This window comes from Mycobacterium sp. E3247 (assembly GCF_001667785.1).
GTDB lineage: Bacteria > Actinomycetota > Actinomycetes > Mycobacteriales > Mycobacteriaceae > Mycobacterium.
Window position 1 is genome coordinate 1 of record NZ_LZJG01000125.1, and the last position, 15,884, is coordinate 15,884.

Consider the following 15,884-nt stretch of genomic DNA (forward strand, 5'->3'; position numbering starts at 1 on the left):
GGTGTTCCTGTTGCCGGGGGTTTCGGTCGCCGCGATCGCGGGGGACCGCCCGCTCACGCCCAGGTCGCCGCGCAGCACGCCGCCGAGGTAGCGCAGGTACTGAACGATGAACGGGTCGTCCAGGTGGTAGCGGGCCCGCAGCTGCGCGGCGACCTCGGGCGTGAGCGGGCGGTCCCCCGCGATCGCGGCGACCGGATCACCCGGCAACAGGAACACCATGCCGTAGACGAGCAGTGTGGCACCGAGGAAGACGGGCACCATGATGGCGATCCGGCGCGCGATGTACCAGCCCATGGCTCAGGCCTTGCCGATGTTCTCGTAGTCGGGCAGGCCGTTCCAGGTGAGCTTGACGCCGCTGACCTGCGGCGACCACCCGACCACCGCGATGTAGTACCACAGCGGCACAGCAGGCATGTCACGCAACAGGATTCGTTGGGCCGCGTTGACCAGCACATCGGCCCGCTGCAGGTCGGGGGCGGCCTCCGCGGCGGCCAGCCCGGCGTCGAACTCCGGGCTCGAGTATCCGACATCATTGGATCCCGCTCCGGTGGCGTAGAGCGGGGCCACGAACTCGATCATCGACGGGTAGTCGCCGATCCAGCCCGCACGGAACGCGGTATCGATGGTGCGGCTGGTGATCTGGGTGCGAAAGCCCGCGAACGTGGGGTGTGGCGCGCCGACTGCATCGATGCCCAGCACGTTCTTGATGCTGTTGGCCACCGCGTCCACCCACTCTTGATGCCCGCTGTCGGCGTTGTATGCGATCCAGTACCGCCCGCTCCATGGCGAGATCGCGTTGGCCTGCGCCCAGAGTTGGCGCGCCCGTTCGGGTCTGAAGTCCAATGCGTCGTTACCCGGGATGTGTGGATCGAAGCCGGGCAGCGAGCTGGCGGTGAAATCCCGGGCCGGGCTGCGGGTGCCGTTGAAGATCTGCTGACAGATCTGCGGCCGGTTGATGGCCGCCGACAACGCCAAGCGGCGCAGTCGTCCTTCCTCGCCCCCGAAATGCGGTAGCCGCAACGGCGTGTCGAGCGATTGGCTGACCGCGACGGGTGCACTGGCGGCGTTGCCGCCCAGGTCACGTTTGTAGATGGTCAGCGCGCTGGACGGAATCGTGTCCAGCACATCGAGATTGCCGGACAGCAGGTCGGCGTAAGCGGTGTCCAGGTTGGCGTAGAACTCGAACCGCAGCCCCTTGTTGTGCGGCTTTCGGTTGCCGCGGTAGTCGGGATTGGGCTTCAAGTCGATCTTGACGTTGTGTTCCCAGGCCGGCCCGTCGGGACCGTCCGCCAATTCGTATGGGCCGTTGCCGACCGGGTTGCGGCCGAACGCCGCCATATCCCGAAAAGCGCTGTCCGGTAACGGGTAGAACGCGTTGTGTCCCAGCCGCAACGTGAAGTCGACGGTCGGCGCCTTGAGCCGGACGGTGAACTCCAGGTCGCTGACCACATGCAGCCCGGACATGGTGGTCGCGCTCGGCTTGGCGGCCGCGACGTCGTCGAACCCGACGATCGGGCTGAAGAAGCTTTGCTGCAGTTGCGCATTGCTGCTCAGCGCCCCGTAATTCCACGCGTCGACGAACGAATGGGCCGTCACCGGCGAGCCGTCGGTGAACTTCCAGCCGGGCTTGAGAACGATTCGGTAGTTGGCGTTGTCGGTCGTCTCGACCGACTGCGCCACTTCCGGCGACGGCTTGCCGGCGGCGTCATAGGACACCAAACCGGCGAACAGCCGATCGAGGATCCGCCCTCCGAGGCTGTCGTTCGTGGCGGTCGGAATCAGCGGATTGGGCGGTTCACCTCCGTTGACCACCACGAGCTCGGGGCTCAGCGCCCCGCCGCCGCACGCGGTCAGCGACGCGACCGCCGATAAGCCGGCGGCCAGGATCAGCACCCGCATCCGACGCATGACACCCGACCCTAGGGCCTGCCGACCGCACCGGCGGTGAAGTGTCCGGTACGGCATCGTCGATTAGGCTCGCGCCGTGATCGTTGCCTATCTGGCATCGGATGAATCCGCCGCTGAGCAGGCGGGGCGTTTGATGTTCGCGCTCGGCGTCCCCGCGATCGGGTTGGTGTGTCTGATCATCGGCGTGTGGGAGCGCTCGCGCCGGCGTCGGCGGCTTCCTCCCTACCCGCCGCCGTACCACCCCGGCTATCCGCCACCGCCACCGCCGACGGGGTATCCGGGCCCGTACCCCGCTCCGCCGCCCTACCCGGGCTACCCGCCCGCCATGCCCCCGCGGCAATCCAAGGGCAAGTCGGCCACCGCGCTCATCACCATCGGTATCGTCCTGCTGGCGTTGGGCGGGCTGAACATCCTCCTCCACGCGGCCCGAGCGCTGTCGGAGCACCGGGGTGACTCGTTGCTGCGGGTCGGCGAGTGCATCAGTGAAAACGACTACAAGGCAAACCATTTCGATGCCCACCCGAGCGGTGGCTGCACCGACCCCGCCGCGACTTACGAACTGGCGTTCAAGGGGGACGCCTCAGCGAGCTGCCCCGACGGTAAACGGGAGCACTCGATCTACGAGCGCGCCAGCAATCATTCGACGACGCTGTGTTTCATCGTCAACTTGCAACAGGGCCGCTGCTACCTGTTCATCAGCGACGGCGAATCCGTGAGCCTCAGACCGGGCGACTGCGGCAACCCCAACCAGATTCAGGTCAAAGTGGCGCAGCGCATCGATGGCACGGTGGACGCCAGCCAATGCCCGCCCGGCGACAAGGCGGTCAGCTACCCGCAGCCGGCTCGGGTCTACTGCCTGGCGCGGGCGGACTCGTGACACCGCTTCAGACGGGCGTGACGGGGTGCACCTGCAGCGCGCACGCGTCGATGGCGACCGGCACGGTCAGCACCACGGTCGTGTCCGGGGGGTTGACCAGCAGCTCGGTGTAGGTGGGGCAGGGATCGCCGTCGGCATCGATGGCGATGCCCTCCACGACGGCCTGCGCCTGGGTGGACAGGGACAGGATGACGGTGGGCGGGGAGTCGGCGCCGCCCGGCAGGCCGCCCATGTAGCCGCGCGGTGTGGGTTGCGCATGAATGAGCGGCCCACCGGCACCCGAGTCGACCCCGGGGTAGCCGGTCAGCGTGCACGGCTCCGCGCCGCCGGCGAGGCTGAACACCAGGGTGGTCGCGCGGTGGCCCACGGCGGCCTGAGCCGGCGAGGCGGTGACGGCGATCTGGTCCGACCAGCATGGGGTCGGCGCGTCGGCGTTGTCGGCCGGCATGGCCCACGCCGGAGTCCCCAGCATGGCGGTGGCCACGTAACCCGTTGCGGCCGTTGCAAAGCTGGGAACTAGTCGGCGAATCCGCCGCCCGTGACCCGGCACAGCGGTGATTATCCGCCATCCGCGCGCACTTTGAGCTCCATTTCGGGCGTTGCATTTCACCTTGTGGGGCTAGGCTCTCTGACGATTGACGAGCCTCGACACTAGGAGGAAGCCAGTGACCGCCACCGACGCCGTAGGCCCGTCGTCGTTTCCGCCGGCCCCCGCGTTCGTCGCGCAGGCCAACGCGGGCGAGGAACTGTACCGCGAGGCCGACGAGGACCGGTTGGCCTTCTGGGCCAAGCAGGCGCGTCGGCTGTCCTGGGCGACACCGTTCACCGAGGTGCTGGACTGGTCGGACGCCCCGTTCGCCAGGTGGTTCGCCGACGGCAAGCTCAACGTCGCCTACAACTGCGTGGACCGCCACGTGGAGGCGGGCAACGGGGATCGCGTCGCGATCCACTGGGAGGGCGAGCCGGGCGACAGCCGCAGCCTGACCTACGCCGAGCTGCAGGAGCAGGTGTGCAAGGCGGCCAACGCGCTGACCGGCCTGGGCCTGGTCGCCGGTGACCGCGTCGCCATCTACATGCCGCTGATCCCCGAAGCGGTGATCGCGATGCTGGCCTGCGCCCGCCTGGGCATCATGCACAGCGTCGTGTTCGCCGGCTTCACCGCGAAGGCGTTACGCGCCCGCATCGCCGACGCGCAGGCCAAGTTGCTGATCACCAGCGACGGGCAGTTCCGCCGCGGCAAGCCGGCACCGCTGAAGGACGCGGCCGACGAGGCCGTCAGAAAGGACGCCGAGTCCGGCCCGGACGGCGACAGCCCCGTCGAGCATGTCCTGGTGGTGCGCCGCACCGGAATCGACGTGTCCTGGGACGACGACCGCGACCTGTGGTGGCACGACGCCGTCGACCCCGCGTCGCCCGAGCACACCCCGGAGGCCTTCGACGCCGAGCAGCCGCTGTTCTTGCTGTACACCTCGGGCACCACCGGAAAGCCCAAGGGCATCGTGCACACCAGCGGCGGGTACCTGACCCAGACCTCGTACACGCACTACTACGTCTTCGATCTCAAGCCCGAGACGGACGTGTTCTGGTGCACCGCCGACATCGGCTGGGTCACCGGACACACCTACGGTGTCTACGGCCCGCTGTCCAACGGGGCCACCGAGGTCCTCTACGAGGGCACACCCGACACGCCGACCCAGCACCGGCACTTCGAGATCATCGAAAAATACGGCGTGACAATCTATTACACCGCGCCCACGCTCATTCGCACGTTCATGAAGTGGGGTCGCGAGATCCCCGACGCGCACGACTTGTCCAGCCTGCGGCTGCTGGGCACGGTGGGCGAGCCGATCAATCCCGAGGCGTGGCGCTGGTACCGCAAGGTGATCGGCGCCGAGCGCCTTCCGATCGTGGACACCTGGTGGCAGACCGAGACCGGCTCCGCGATGATCTCCCCGCTGCCCGGGGTCGCCGCGGCCAAGCCGGGTTCGGCGATGAGGGCGTTGCCGGGCATCTCCGCGAGCATCGTCGACGACCACGGCGATCACCTGAAGCCGACCGTCCATCACGGCGAACACGTCAGCGGCTACCTCGTCTTGGACCAGCCCTGGCCGTCCATGCTGCGCGGCATCTGGGGTGATCCCGAGCGCTACGTCGAGACCTACTGGTCCAGGTTCGCCGAGCAGGGCTGGTACTTCGCCGGGGACAGCGCCTATTACGACCGCGACGGCGCCATTTGGGTGGTGGGCCGCATCGACGACGTGATGAACGTGTCGGGCCACCGGCTCTCGAGTGCCGAACTCGAGTCGGCGCTGGTCGGTCACCACGGAGTGGCCGAGGCCGCGGTGGTCGCGAAGACCGACGAGACCACGGGCCAGGCCGTCTGCGCGTTCGTCGTCTTGTGCGCCGAGTACGAGGTGCACGACGGGGTCGTCGAGGAGCTGCGCGCCGAGGTGGCCCGGGAGATCTCACCCATCGCCAAGCCGCGGGAGATCCATGTGGTGCCCGAGCTGCCCAAGACGCGCAGCGGCAAGATCATGCGCAGGCTCCTGCGTGACGTCGCCGAAAAGCGGGAGCTCGGAGACACGTCGACGCTGCTCGACCCCGGCGTGTTCGACGCGATCCAAGCCGCGAAGTAGCGGCTCAGGCCGGTAGCGGCGTGAACCCCGCACCCGGCCGGTGTTTGGCGTTGACGTCGGCCAGGATCACGCTGAACGACTGCACCACGGCCGGCGTGTGCAGCGGGATGTACTTGATGACGCAGGTCGGCAGGTTGTCGCTGAACGCCCCGTGGATCATGCCCACCAGCATGTTGTTGACCGTCACCGGCGCCCCGGAGTCACCCGGCTGGCCGCAGACCTGCATGACGATCGTGCCCGGGTCCTGGCCCGGCCCCCAGGTGACGCCGCACGAGTTTCCGGTGGTGCGCCCCTGCTTGCAGGCGATCTCGCCGAAGGCCGGATCCGGGCCGACACCGTTGATCGCGAAGCCGTTGAAGTTGGCGGTCGGCGTCACCTTGGCCGGATCGAATTTGATCACCGCGTAGTCGAGGTTGTCGTTGCCGGCCACCATGGTGCCCAGGATGCCGGCGTTTTCGGCGCCCTCGGCGGCGACCTGAGCGCCGGGACCGCCGCAGTGCGCGGAGGTGAATCCGATCAGCTCACCGGCGGAATCGCCGCCGATGGTCGTCAGGGTGCACATCGTGTCCCCGTTGATGACGATGCCGGCGCCGCCGCCCATCGGGATCCTGACGTCGGCCGCGGCGGCGCGTGGGAGGCAGCCCACCAGGGCCACGAGGACCGCCGCCATCGCCGCCACGAAGCACCGGTGCGCCGTCTGCACAGCACCACTCCCATCGACAGGCCGGACCCGGACCGGCTTGGCCAGTCTAGTCGGCCTGACGCCTCGCCGGTCGTGCCGAGCGAGTTTGCCGGATCGCGTCGACCGGGCGCTGACGTCGCCGCCGGTCGACGTCGGTCCGGGCGCCGTCTTCGGCTGGCCTCGTCTGGCATAGCGCCGCATGGCAACATGAACCGCAACGAGTGAGCCCGGCCGACGACGAAAGAGGGGACCGTCTGTGAGCAAAGCCGACGGCAAAAACGGTGTGCCCAGCACCCTGACCACGATCCCCCTGACCGACCCGCACGCCCGGCCCGCCGAGCCGTCGATCGGCGACCTGATCAAGGACGCGACCACGCAGGTGTCCACGCTGGTGCGCGCCGAGGTCGAACTGGCCCGGGCGGAGATCACCCGGGACGTCAAGAAGGGCCTGACCGGCAGCGTGTTCTTCATCGCCGCGCTGGTGGTGCTGTTCTACTCCACGTTCTTTTTCTTCTTCTTCGTCGCCGAGTTGCTCGACACCTGGCTGTGGCGGTGGGTGGCCTTCCTGATCGTGTTCGGGATCCAGGTGGTGGTCGGGGCCCTGCTGGCCCTGCTGGGCTTCCTCAAGGTGCGCCGGATCCGGGGACCGCGCGAGACCATCGAATCGGTCAAGGAGACGCGCACCGCCCTCACCCCGGGCCACGACAAACCGCAGGGGGCGGCCAAGCAGATCGCCGGACACGGCAAGCACGAGAAGCCCGAACCCGATCCCTCGGGTTGGTAGATGGCGCCGCCGGATCCGTCGGTTACCCGCATCGACGGGCCATGGCGGCACTTCGACGTGCACGCCAACGGCATCCGGTTCCACGTCGTGGAGGCCCTGCCCGACGACGCCGGCACGGCCACGCCGCCCACGGCCCGACCGTTGGTGATGTTGCTGCACGGTTTCGGCTCGTTCTGGTGGTCGTGGCGTCACCAGCTGCGTGGGCTGAGCGACGCGCGGGTGGTCGCGGTCGATCTGCGCGGCTACGGCGGCAGCGATAAACCGCCCCGCGGCTACGACGGCTGGACGCTCGCCGGCGACACCGCGGGCCTCATCCGCGCGCTGGGGCACTCGTCGGCGACGCTGGTCGGTCACGCCGACGGCGGGCTGACCTGCTGGGCCACCGCGCTGCTGCACGCGCGGCTGGTCTCGGCCATCGCGCTGATCAGCTCGCCGCACCCGGCGGCGTTGCGCCGTTCCACGCTGACCCGGCGCGACCAGGGCTACGCGCTGCTGCCGACATTGCTGCGCTACCAGATGCCCCTCTGGCCCGAGCGCCTGCTGACCCGCGACGACGCGGCCGAGATCGAGCGCCTGGTCCGCCGCCGCAGCAGCGCCAAATGGCTTGCCTCCGAGGACTTTTCCGAATCCATCCGGTATCTGCGGATGGCCATCCAGATTCCGTCGGCGGCGCACTGCGCGCTGGAATACCAGCGTTGGGCGGTGCGCAGTCAGCTGCGCGACGAAGGCCGCCGCTTCATGAAATCGATGTGCCGGCAGCTCAGCGTGCCGCTGCTACACCTGCGTGGCGACGCCGATCCCTACGTGCTCGCCGACCCGGTCGACCGCACGCAGCGCTACGCCCCGCAGGGGCGTTACGTATCCATCGCCGGCGCAGGGCATTTCAGTCACGAAGAGGCGCCCGAGGAAGTCAACAGACACTTGATGAAGTTCCTCGGCCACGCGGTCAGCTGACGCAGGACCCGGTGGTCACCTGCTGGGTGTCACCGATCTTGGCGAGCTGACCGGCCACCTCGTCGGCCGTCAACACGAAACCGGTGTCGGGGTCGTCGACGGCCGCACCGAACACCACGCCGAGCACTTGACCGTTCAGGTCGATCAGCGGTCCACCCGAATTGCCTTGCTCCACATTGGCTCTGATGGTGTAGACGTCGCGGGTCACCGGCGCGGGATCGCGGTAGATGTCGGGGCCGCTGAGCTTGATCACCTCGCGGATGCGCGCCGGCGTCGCGGTGAAGTTGCCCCCGCCCGGATAGCCCAGCACCACGACGCTGGTACCGGTTTTCGCCTCGTTCTGCGCGAACGCCAGCGGCTGTGGCGGCAGGTTGGGGACCGCGAGAATGGCGATGTCCACCGACGGATCATAGGACACGACGGTGGCGTCCAGCGGGCTGCCGCTGGCGTAGATCTGCACGCTGTTGGAGCCGGCGACCACGTGCGCGTTGGTCATCACCCGGTCCGGGGCGATCACAAATCCGCTGCCCTCCAACACCTTCTGGCAGCTCGGCGCCAGGCTGCGCACCTTGACGACGCTCGGCGCGGTGGCCTGCACCACCGGGTTGTTGGCCAGGGCCGGGTCGGGCGAGGCGACGGGAATCACCGGTGTGCGGCTGAACGGCTCCAGCACCGCCGGCAGGCCGGAGGTGTTCAGCAGGGCCGACAGCCGCTTGGGCACCGTCTTCAGCCACGGCGGGGCTACCTCGTTGACCTGGGCCAGCACCCGCGACCCGCGGACCGCGGCGGCCAGTTCCGGCTGATCTTTCGACTGGGTCAGCGGCGTCGCCAGCAACCAGGCCGCGGTCAGCACCACCACCAGCTGAACGCCCACCCCGATGAACGAGTCCACCGTCCGGATCATGCGGCTGCGGATCGCGCCGCGGACCGCCCGTCCCAGCACCACCCCGGCGACCTCGCCGATGACGACCAGCGCCAGGATCAGGAACAGGGCCGCGAACAGCTTCGCCCGGGGCGCGGCGATGTGGCTGACGAGGTGGGGCGCCAGCAGCACACCGGCGATGGCGCCCAGCAACACGCCGACGAACGACAGCAACGAGCCCAGCGCGCCGGAACGCCAGCCCGAGACGGCCGCGATGAAGGCGACCGCCAGCACGGCCACGTCAAGCCATTGCGACGGGGTCATCGAATTCATGTTCATCGCGGGGGTCCACCCTGCTCGCCGACCAGCGCCATCGCCGCGTCCAATTCGCGGACGTCGGTGGTGTCCCAGGGCTGGGCCCAGCCGGCGACGTCGAGCATCGCACAGATCACCTGGCCGGTGAATCCCCAGACCAGCATCTCGTTCAGCAGAAACGCCGGCCCGGCCCACCGGCGGCCGAGGTCACTCCTGTACACCATCAGCCGGTTGGCCGGATTGATGAACGCGCGCAACGGAACCCGCGCCACGATCGCGGTTTCGGCCTCGTTGACGACGGCCACCGGCCCGGGGTCGGGTGAGTAGGCCAACACCGGGACCACGTGGAACCGCGATGGCGCGATGAACGTGCGTTCCATGGTGACCAGGGGACGCAGCCGGGACACGTCGATGCCGGTCTCCTCCCGCGCTTCGCGCAGGGCGGTGGACACCGGACCGTCATCGACGGGATCTGAGGCACCGCCGGGAAACGCCGCCTGCCCGGCGTGGTGGCGCAGCGTCGAGGCCCGCACGGTGACCAGCAGGTCGGCGTCGTCGGGGACGCCGCCGGCGGCCGGCGCGGATTCCGGACCCGAGAACAGCACCAGGACCGCGGCCTCGCGGCCGCCGCCGCGGATCGCCGACAGCGACGACGCGGCCTTGCCGGTGATCATCGCCAGCACGTCGGCCGGTAGCCGGCGCCGGTACGCGTCGGGCATCCGGGCGACGTTGTCGACCAGGGGGCGCAGCCACGCCGGGGAGGCGTCGGGCGCCAGCGGAACCGTCCCGCGCGTGTCGGCCGGGGTCCCACCTTCCGCGGGCGGGGGCGTGCCCCCAACAGTCACCGGGCGCTCCAGTCGGTCCAATGTACGGCTTATCCCTTGTCGTTTCCGACCGCTGCGGCGATCTCGTCGGCACTGCCGAAAGCTCTTGGCAGCATCTGGGCAACGCTACCGTCCGGCCGCAGAACCACCGTCGCAGGCATCACGTTTACCACGCCCAGCGCCGCCGCGACCCGCCGGCGGCCGTCCTGCAGCGTCGGCAGCCGAACGCCCAGCTCGGCCAGGCGCAGCAGTGCGGCCGTCTCGTTCTCGTCTTGATGCACGGTCACCACCGTCACGTCGGGCCCCGCCCGCCGTTGATACTCGGCCATCGCGGGCAGTTCGGCCGCGCATGGGGCGCACCAGTACGCCCACAGGTTGAGGACCACCCGCCGCCCGGCCAGCGCGCGGGCGACGTCGACAACCGAACCGTCCGCGGCACACTCGGCCGTGACACCTCGCAGCGCCTGGGGGCCGGGAGCCTCGCCGGCGGCGGGGCACGGCGGTAGGTCGGCCCGCTGCCGCGGGCCCGCCAAGGCCGCCGCCGTGTCGGCGTCGCGGTGTTCGCGGTCGGCGGTGTCCGCGGTGGTACCGGGCTTCGACGGCGTCGCGGACTCGTCGCGCAGCTGGGCCACCAGGGCCGCGGTCAACGCCGCCACCACCGCGAGGATCGCGATCGTCCAGCGCGTGGTGCGCGTCAAGGCCGTGCCCTACAGGCCGGCCAGGGCCAGCAGGTGCTCGGTTTCCGGGCCCCGCACCAGCGGCGCGGCCAGCAGCGGCTCGGTGGGCCCGAGGCCGAAGGACGGGCAGTCCTTGGCCACCACGCACACCCCGCACGCCGGCTTGCGCGCATGGCACACCCGGCGGCCGTGGAAGATCACCCGGTGGCTCAACATCGTCCACTCGCTGCGTTCGATCAGTTCGCCGGCCGCGCGCTCGATCTTGACCGGGTCCTTGTCGGCGGTCCAGCGCCACCGGTGCATCAGACGCGCGAAATGGGTGTCGACCGTGATGCCGGGAACGCCAAAGGCGTTGCCCAGGATCACGTTGGCCGTCTTTCGACCCACCCCGGGCAGCGTGACCAGCTCCTCCATGGTGGAGGGCACCTCGCCGTCGAACCGTTCGACCAGCGCCTGCCCCAGTCCGATCAGGGAGGTCGCCTTGTTCCGGAAGAACCCCGTCGGGCGGATCAGGGTCTCCAGTTCGTCGCGGTCCGCCTGCGCGTAGTCCAGCGCCGACGGGTAGCGCTTGAACAACGCCGGCGTCGTCAGGTTCACCCGTTTGTCGGTGCTCTGCGCGGACAGGATGGTGGCGACCGTCAGCTCGAGCGGCGTGGTGAAGTCGAGTTCGCAGTGCGCGTCCGGAAAGGCCTGCGCCAGCGCCCGATTCATCCGCCGGGCCCGTCGCACCAAGCCGGTTTGGGTCTCCTCGGACCAGCGCCGCGCCGCATCGCCGCCCGGAGCTGCCGACGTGGACTTCGTGCGCCCGGACGACTTAGCCGCTGTCACCTACGACAGAGTACTGATTTCGTGATCTCGCCGAGACCTCGTGTTGATTGAAGGCCCTGTTTACTCTCCTTGTGTCATGGTTGCTGGTGGCCGTCGTTCCGGGGCTGCTGATGCTGGCGGCGCTCGGCTTGGGACGGCTCGAACGGGGCCTTTCCCGCGATGACGCCGCGGTGCTGGCGGTCACCGAGCTTTTCGAGCGCGTCGAGATCGTCGACATGCGCACCCTGGCCCGGGAGGGCATGCCGGAGGCGGTGGAATACCTGCACCGGCGCGAGGCCTGGGAACTGTCCGAGGCCGCGCTCGCCGGGATCACGGCCCGGCCGCGGCACGCGGCACCGTCGTTTGCCGCCAGCTTCGTCGACCATGCGGAGCTGACATTGCCGACGCGAATACACGCGCATTCGCCGATCAATCCGCAGTTTAAGGCCACTCGGCGCGTCAATCGTGTGTAGCGTTGCACGTTGGACAAAATGTCCTACCGCTAGACTCAGCACGCGAGCACGGGATTAACCTGCCCGTAGCGCAATCATTGGAAATCTGAAGAGGCAATGTGGACGAGATCCTGGCAAGGGCAGGAATCTTCCAAGGGGTTGAGCCCAGCGCCGTCGCCGCGCTGACCAAGCAACTGCAACCCGTCGACTTCCCCCGTGGGCACACGGTCTTCGCCGAGGGTGAGCCGGGCGACCGGCTGTACATCATCGTCTCGGGGAAGGTGAAGATCGGCCGTCGGTCACCCGACGGCAGGGAGAACCTGCTGACGATCATGGGCCCGTCGGACATGTTCGGTGAATTGTCGATTTTCGACCCGGGCCCGCGGACTTCCAGCGCGACCACCATCACCGAGGTGCGTGCGGTGTCGATGGACCGCGACGCGTTGCGGGCGTGGATCTCCGATCGACCCGAGATCGCCGAGCAGCTGTTGCGGGTGCTGGCCCGACGGCTGCGCCGCACCAACAACAACCTGGCCGACCTCATCTTCACCGACGTGCCCGGCCGGGTCGCCAAGCAGCTGCTGCAGCTCGCCCAGCGGTTCGGCACCCAGGAGGGTGGCGCGATGCGGGTCACCCACGACCTGACCCAGGAGGAGATCGCCCAGCTGGTGGGCGCGTCCCGGGAGACGGTGAACAAGGCGCTGGCCGACTTCGCCCACCGCGGCTGGATCCGCCTGGAGGGCAAGAGTGTGCTGATTTCGGACTCCGAAAGGCTGGCCCGCCGAGCAAGGTAGCTCGACGATGCGGGCCGCGTAGCGGCCCGAGGTGGGGGCACCTCCCGCCTGCGGGGGAGAGTCGGGCAGTTTGGTAAGCACGCGCGAAGCGCGGGTGCAACCGAGCCAGGTAAGCGCACGAATTGCGCCGAGATCGACGTTATCGACGCGTCCTCTGGAACTTTTCCGCGATAGCGTCGATTTCGACGAGAGTTCAGCGCTGCAAATAGTCCAGCTGCGCCTGAACGGACCATTCGGCGGCGTCCCAGAGTTTCTCGTCGACGTCTACGTAGACGTGTTCGACGACCTGGCGCGCGGTGGCGTCCTCGCCGATGTCCCGCAGCGCCGCGCGCACCTGCTCCAGGCGCTCGTGGCGGTGGGTCAGGTAGCCCGAGGCGACGGCCTCCAGGTCGGCCAGCTCCGGCCCGTGACCGGGCAGCACCGTCCGGTGCCCCAGGCCGCGCAGCCGGCGCAGCGACTCGAGATAGTCGGCCAGGCTGCCGTCTTCGGAATCTATGACCGTGGTGCCGCGGCCCAGCACGCTGTCGGCGGTGAGCACGGCGTCGTCAAGCAGGAACGAGAACGAGTCGGCGGTATGGCCGGGGGTGGCCATCACCTTGATCTTCAGGCCCGCCGCGTCGATCACCTCCCCGTCGGCGAGGTGGCCGCCCAGGCCGCGCAGGAAGCCGCTGCCCGCCGAGCGCACCGTCGCCCCGGTCCGCTCGACCAGCTTGTCGATGCCGTCGGTGTGATCGCCGTGCCGGTGACTGATCAGCACCAGCGCGATGCGGCCCAGTTCGGCGACCCGGGCGATGTGTTCGTCGTCGTCTGGCCCGGGATCGACGACCACCATCTCGTCGCTGCCCTTGCCGCGCAGCACCCAGGTGTTGGTGCCCTCGAGGGTCAGCAACCCGGGGTTGTCGGCCAACAGGACCGAGGCGGTGTCGGTGACCGCCCGCAGCCTGCCGTAGGCGGGATGGCTCAGCGACTCGGGTGCGGCGGTCACGGTCGTGAGCCGACCTCCACGATCAGCTCGACCTCCACCGGCGCATCCAGCGGCAGCTCGGACACGCCGACCGCCGACCGCGCGTGTGCGCCGTCATCGCCGAACACCTCGGCCAGCAGCTCGGAAGCCCCGTTGATGACGGTGGGCTGACCGTTGAAACCCGGGGCGGAGGCGACGAACCCGACGACCTTGACCACCCGGGTCACCGCGTCGATGCCCACCAGCGAATCGACGGCCGCCAGGGCGTTGAGCGCGCAGATCCGCGCCATCGCCTTGCCCTCTTCGGGGCTGACCTGCGCCCCGACCTTGCCGGTGCCGGCCAGCTGCCCGGCCTGCATCGGCAGCTGGCCCGCGGTGTAGACCAGGTCACCCGTGCGCACCGCGGGCACGTAGGCGGCCAGCGGCGCCACCACCTCGGGAAGCGCGACGCCGAGTCGCGCGAGCCGGTCCGACGCGGTCATCTACTTGGGGCGCTTCAGATACGCGACGTGTTGCTCACCGGTGGGACCGGGCAGGACGGACACCAGTTCCCAGCCGTCGGCACCCCACTGGTCGAGAATCTGTTTGGTGGCGTGCGTCAGGAGCGGGACGGTGACGTATTCCCATGCGGTCGGTTGGCTCATGGCGCGAGCTTATCGGTCGGATGTGAACGGCTCTGGCCTGCCCGTGGCCCGGGCGCCGGCCGGGCTAGCATGCGAAGGTGGCAAACACATCGAGCGGCGGTAGCGCCGTCGGCTGGCCGGCGCGGCTGTCAAAAGCCCGCCTGCATTTCGTCACCGGCAAAGGCGGGACGGGCAAGTCGACGATCGCAGCCGCACTGGCGCTGACCCTGGCAGCCGGAGGCCGCAAGGTGCTCCTCGTGGAAGTCGAAGGGCGCCAGGGCATTGCGCAGCTCTTCGACGTTCCGCCGCTGCCCTACCAGGAAGTCAAGATCGCCACCGCCGAGCGCGGCGGCCAGGTCAACGCCCTGGCGATCGACATCGAGGCGGCGTTCCTGGAATACCTGGACATGTTCTACAACCTCGGCATCGCCGGGCGGGCGATGCGCCGCATCGGCGCGATCGAGTTCGCGACGACGATCGCGCCCGGCCTGCGCGACGTGCTGCTCACCGGAAAGATCAAGGAATCGGTGGTGCGCGTCGATAAAAACCGGCTCCCGGTCTACGACGCGGTGGTCGTCGACGCCCCACCGACGGGGCGGATCGCCCGCTTCCTTGACGTCACCAAGGCCGTGTCGGATCTGGCCAAGGGCGGCCCGGTGCACGGGCAGGCCGAGGGAGTGGTCAAGTTGTTGCACTCCGAGCAGACCGCCATCCATCTGGTCACCCTGCTGGAAGCGCTGCCGGTGCAGGAGACGCTGGAAGCCATCGAGGAACTCGCCGAGATGGAGCTGCCGATCGGCAGCGTGATCGTCAATCGCAACATCCCGTGCCACCTGCAGCCCGCCGATCTGGCCAAGGCCGCCGAGGGACACGTCGACGCCGACTCACTGCGGGCGGGATTGGAGATGGCCGGGATCAAGCTGAACGACACCGACTTTGCCGGTCTGCTGACCGAAACCATCGAGCATGCGACCGTGATCGCCGCGCGCGCCGAGATCGCACAGCAGCTGGATGCGCTGAAGGTGCCGCGGCTGGAACTGCCCGCCATCTCCGACGGCGTCGACCTGGGAAGCCTCTACGAGCTTTCGGAATCGCTTGCCCAGCAGGGGGTTCGATGATTACCGCACCGAATAGGCTTGACATGGCGGCCATCCTGGCCGACACGACCAACCGGGTGGTGGTGTGCTGCGGCGCCGGCGGGGTGGGCAAGACCACCACCGCGGCCGCCATGGCCTTACGCGCGGCCGAATACGGCCGCAACGTCTGCGTATTGACGATCGACCCGGCCAAGCGGCTGGCGCAAGCGCTGGGAGTCAACGACCTGGGCAACACCCCCCAGCAGGTGCCGCTGGCGCCCGAGGTGCCCGGCGAGCTGCACGCGATGATGCTCGACATGCGCCGCACGTTCGACGAGATGGTGCTCCAGTACTCCGGAAACGGCCGGGCGCAATCGATTCTGGACAACCAGTTCTATCAGACCGTCGCCAGCTCGCTCGCCGGCACGCAGGAGTACATGGCGATGGAGAAGCTCGGTCAACTGCTGGCCGAGGACCGCTGGGACCTGGTGGTGGTGGACACGCCGCCCTCGCGCAACGCGCTGGACTTCCTGGACGCGCCGAAACGACTGGGCAGCTTCATGGACAGCCGGTTGTGGCGGCTGCTGCTCGCGCCCGGTCGGGGCATCGGCCGATTGGTCACGGGCGCAATGGGTTTGGCGATGAAGGC

The 15,884-nt window shown here is 69.0% G+C and carries 18 protein-coding genes and 1 pseudogene; 8 read left to right on the plus strand and 11 right to left on the minus strand.

Annotated elements, in window-relative coordinates; all coding sequences use genetic code 11:
* Both A9X04_RS06555 and A9X04_RS06560 read right to left on the minus strand, forming a co-directional pair.
* Positions 1 to 294: pseudogene (locus A9X04_RS06555) on the minus strand (hypothetical protein); the annotation flags it as partial.
* 3 nt (positions 295 to 297) lie between these two features.
* A complete protein-coding gene (locus A9X04_RS06560; RefSeq protein WP_067918850.1) occupies positions 298 to 1,908 on the minus strand; it encodes an ABC transporter substrate-binding protein in 1,611 nt (536 codons plus the stop codon).
* A gap of 76 nt (positions 1,909 to 1,984) precedes the next feature.
* Between A9X04_RS06560 and A9X04_RS06565 the strand changes: the two genes are divergently transcribed.
* Positions 1,985 to 2,785 carry a hypothetical protein gene (locus A9X04_RS06565; RefSeq protein WP_067918851.1) on the plus strand — a complete coding sequence of 267 codons (801 nt, stop codon included), beginning with the start codon at positions 1,985 to 1,987 and terminating at the stop codon, positions 2,783 to 2,785.
* 7 nt (positions 2,786 to 2,792) lie between these two features.
* Here A9X04_RS06565 and A9X04_RS06570 read toward each other — a convergent pair whose 3' ends face one another.
* Entirely contained in the window at positions 2,793 to 3,335 is a 543-nt protein-coding gene (locus A9X04_RS06570) for a DUF4232 domain-containing protein (protein ID WP_197509075.1), read from the minus strand.
* Positions 3,336 to 3,450: 115 nt separating this feature from the next.
* Here A9X04_RS06570 and acs point away from each other — a divergent pair, with 115 nt between their 5' ends.
* On the plus strand, positions 3,451 to 5,421 hold the full coding sequence (gene acs / locus A9X04_RS06575; protein WP_067918852.1) for an acetate--CoA ligase: 1,971 nt from the start codon (positions 3,451 to 3,453) through the stop codon (positions 5,419 to 5,421).
* A gap of 4 nt (positions 5,422 to 5,425) precedes the next feature.
* Here the strand turns inward: acs and A9X04_RS06580 are convergent, their stop codons facing one another.
* Complete coding sequence (locus A9X04_RS06580; RefSeq protein ID WP_102419414.1) at positions 5,426 to 6,124, minus strand: S1 family peptidase; 699 nt, start codon at positions 6,122 to 6,124, stop codon at positions 5,426 to 5,428.
* 235 nt (positions 6,125 to 6,359) lie between these two features.
* On the opposite strand from A9X04_RS06580, the gene A9X04_RS06585 reads away from it, so the two are divergent.
* Together A9X04_RS06585 and A9X04_RS06590 are read left to right on the plus strand one after the other, a co-directional pair.
* Positions 6,360 to 6,887 (plus strand): phage holin family protein, encoded by a 528-nt coding sequence (locus A9X04_RS06585; RefSeq protein WP_067918853.1) that lies wholly within the window; start codon positions 6,360 to 6,362, stop codon positions 6,885 to 6,887.
* The gene (locus A9X04_RS06590) at positions 6,888 to 7,841 is read left to right on the plus strand and encodes an alpha/beta fold hydrolase (protein ID WP_067918854.1); all 954 of its coding nucleotides are present in this window, start codon (positions 6,888 to 6,890) and stop codon (positions 7,839 to 7,841) included.
* On the opposite strand, the gene marP is transcribed toward A9X04_RS06590, so the two are convergent.
* The 4 genes from marP to nth are packed head-to-tail and all read right to left on the minus strand — an operon-like array spanning position 7,834 to position 11,230.
* Complete coding sequence (marP, locus tag A9X04_RS06595; RefSeq protein ID WP_102420061.1) at positions 7,834 to 9,027, minus strand: acid resistance serine protease MarP; 1,194 nt, start codon at positions 9,025 to 9,027, stop codon at positions 7,834 to 7,836. The two genes, A9X04_RS06590 and marP, sit on opposite strands and share 8 nt — an antisense overlap.
* A gap of 11 nt (positions 9,028 to 9,038) precedes the next feature.
* Positions 9,039 to 9,863, minus strand: a complete 825-nt coding sequence (locus A9X04_RS06600; RefSeq protein WP_067918865.1) for a CoA pyrophosphatase — start codon at positions 9,861 to 9,863, stop codon at positions 9,039 to 9,041.
* A 29-nt stretch (positions 9,864 to 9,892) separates the two neighbouring features.
* The gene (locus tag A9X04_RS06605; protein ID WP_067918856.1) at positions 9,893 to 10,540 is read right to left on the minus strand and encodes a TlpA disulfide reductase family protein; all 648 of its coding nucleotides are present in this window, start codon (positions 10,538 to 10,540) and stop codon (positions 9,893 to 9,895) included.
* A gap of 9 nt (positions 10,541 to 10,549) precedes the next feature.
* Complete coding sequence (nth, locus tag A9X04_RS06610; protein WP_067918857.1) at positions 10,550 to 11,230, minus strand: endonuclease III; 681 nt, start codon at positions 11,228 to 11,230, stop codon at positions 10,550 to 10,552.
* Between the two features lie 188 nt (positions 11,231 to 11,418).
* On the opposite strand from nth, the gene A9X04_RS06615 reads away from it, so the two are divergent.
* Both A9X04_RS06615 and crp read left to right on the plus strand, forming a co-directional pair.
* Positions 11,419 to 11,799, plus strand: coding sequence for a hypothetical protein (locus tag A9X04_RS06615; RefSeq protein WP_067918858.1), 381 nt, complete (start codon positions 11,419 to 11,421; stop codon positions 11,797 to 11,799).
* Positions 11,800 to 11,897: 98 nt separating this feature from the next.
* Positions 11,898 to 12,572, plus strand: coding sequence for a cAMP-activated global transcriptional regulator CRP (gene crp, locus A9X04_RS06620; protein ID WP_067918859.1), 675 nt, complete (start codon positions 11,898 to 11,900; stop codon positions 12,570 to 12,572).
* A gap of 193 nt (positions 12,573 to 12,765) precedes the next feature.
* On the opposite strand, the gene A9X04_RS06625 is transcribed toward crp, so the two are convergent.
* From A9X04_RS06625 to A9X04_RS30270, 3 genes are read right to left on the minus strand one after another with little or no spacing between them, the layout of a single operon-like run.
* Positions 12,766 to 13,557 carry an MBL fold metallo-hydrolase gene (locus A9X04_RS06625; protein ID WP_067918860.1) on the minus strand — a complete coding sequence of 264 codons (792 nt, stop codon included), beginning with the start codon at positions 13,555 to 13,557 and terminating at the stop codon, positions 12,766 to 12,768.
* Positions 13,554 to 14,018: a RidA family protein gene (locus tag A9X04_RS06630; protein WP_067918861.1), complete on the minus strand. Its 465-nt coding sequence runs from the start codon at positions 14,016 to 14,018 to the stop codon at positions 13,554 to 13,556. The genes A9X04_RS06625 and A9X04_RS06630 overlap by 4 nt, the downstream gene beginning before the upstream one ends.
* The gene (locus tag A9X04_RS30270; protein WP_007166633.1) at positions 14,019 to 14,180 is read right to left on the minus strand and encodes a DUF4177 domain-containing protein; all 162 of its coding nucleotides are present in this window, start codon (positions 14,178 to 14,180) and stop codon (positions 14,019 to 14,021) included.
* A gap of 77 nt (positions 14,181 to 14,257) precedes the next feature.
* On the opposite strand from A9X04_RS30270, the gene A9X04_RS06635 reads away from it, so the two are divergent.
* Both A9X04_RS06635 and A9X04_RS06640 read left to right on the plus strand, forming a co-directional pair.
* Positions 14,258 to 15,277: an ArsA family ATPase gene (locus A9X04_RS06635; protein WP_067918862.1), complete on the plus strand. Its 1,020-nt coding sequence runs from the start codon at positions 14,258 to 14,260 to the stop codon at positions 15,275 to 15,277.
* Positions 15,274 to 15,884, plus strand: a 611-nt coding sequence (locus A9X04_RS06640) for an ArsA-related P-loop ATPase (RefSeq protein ID WP_156764243.1), incomplete at its 3' end; no start/stop codon positions are given. The genes A9X04_RS06635 and A9X04_RS06640, both read left to right, overlap by 4 nt.

Coding starts and splice junctions, on each gene's coding strand:
- A9X04_RS06560 (WP_067918850.1), bottom strand. CDS start 1,908: ATGCGTCGGATGCGGGTGCTGATCCTGGCCGCCGGCTTATCGGCGGTC.
- A9X04_RS06590 (WP_067918854.1), top strand. CDS start 6,888: ATGGCGCCGCCGGATCCGTCGGTTACCCGCATCGACGGGCCATGGCGG.
- marP (WP_102420061.1), bottom strand. CDS start 9,027: ATGACCCCGTCGCAATGGCTTGACGTGGCCGTGCTGGCGGTCGCCTTC.
- nth (WP_067918857.1), bottom strand. CDS start 11,230: ATGAATCGGGCGCTGGCGCAGGCCTTTCCGGACGCGCACTGCGAACTC.
- A9X04_RS06630 (WP_067918861.1), bottom strand. CDS start 14,018: ATGACCGCGTCGGACCGGCTCGCGCGACTCGGCGTCGCGCTTCCCGAG.
- A9X04_RS30270 (WP_007166633.1), bottom strand. CDS start 14,180: ATGAGCCAACCGACCGCATGGGAATACGTCACCGTCCCGCTCCTGACG.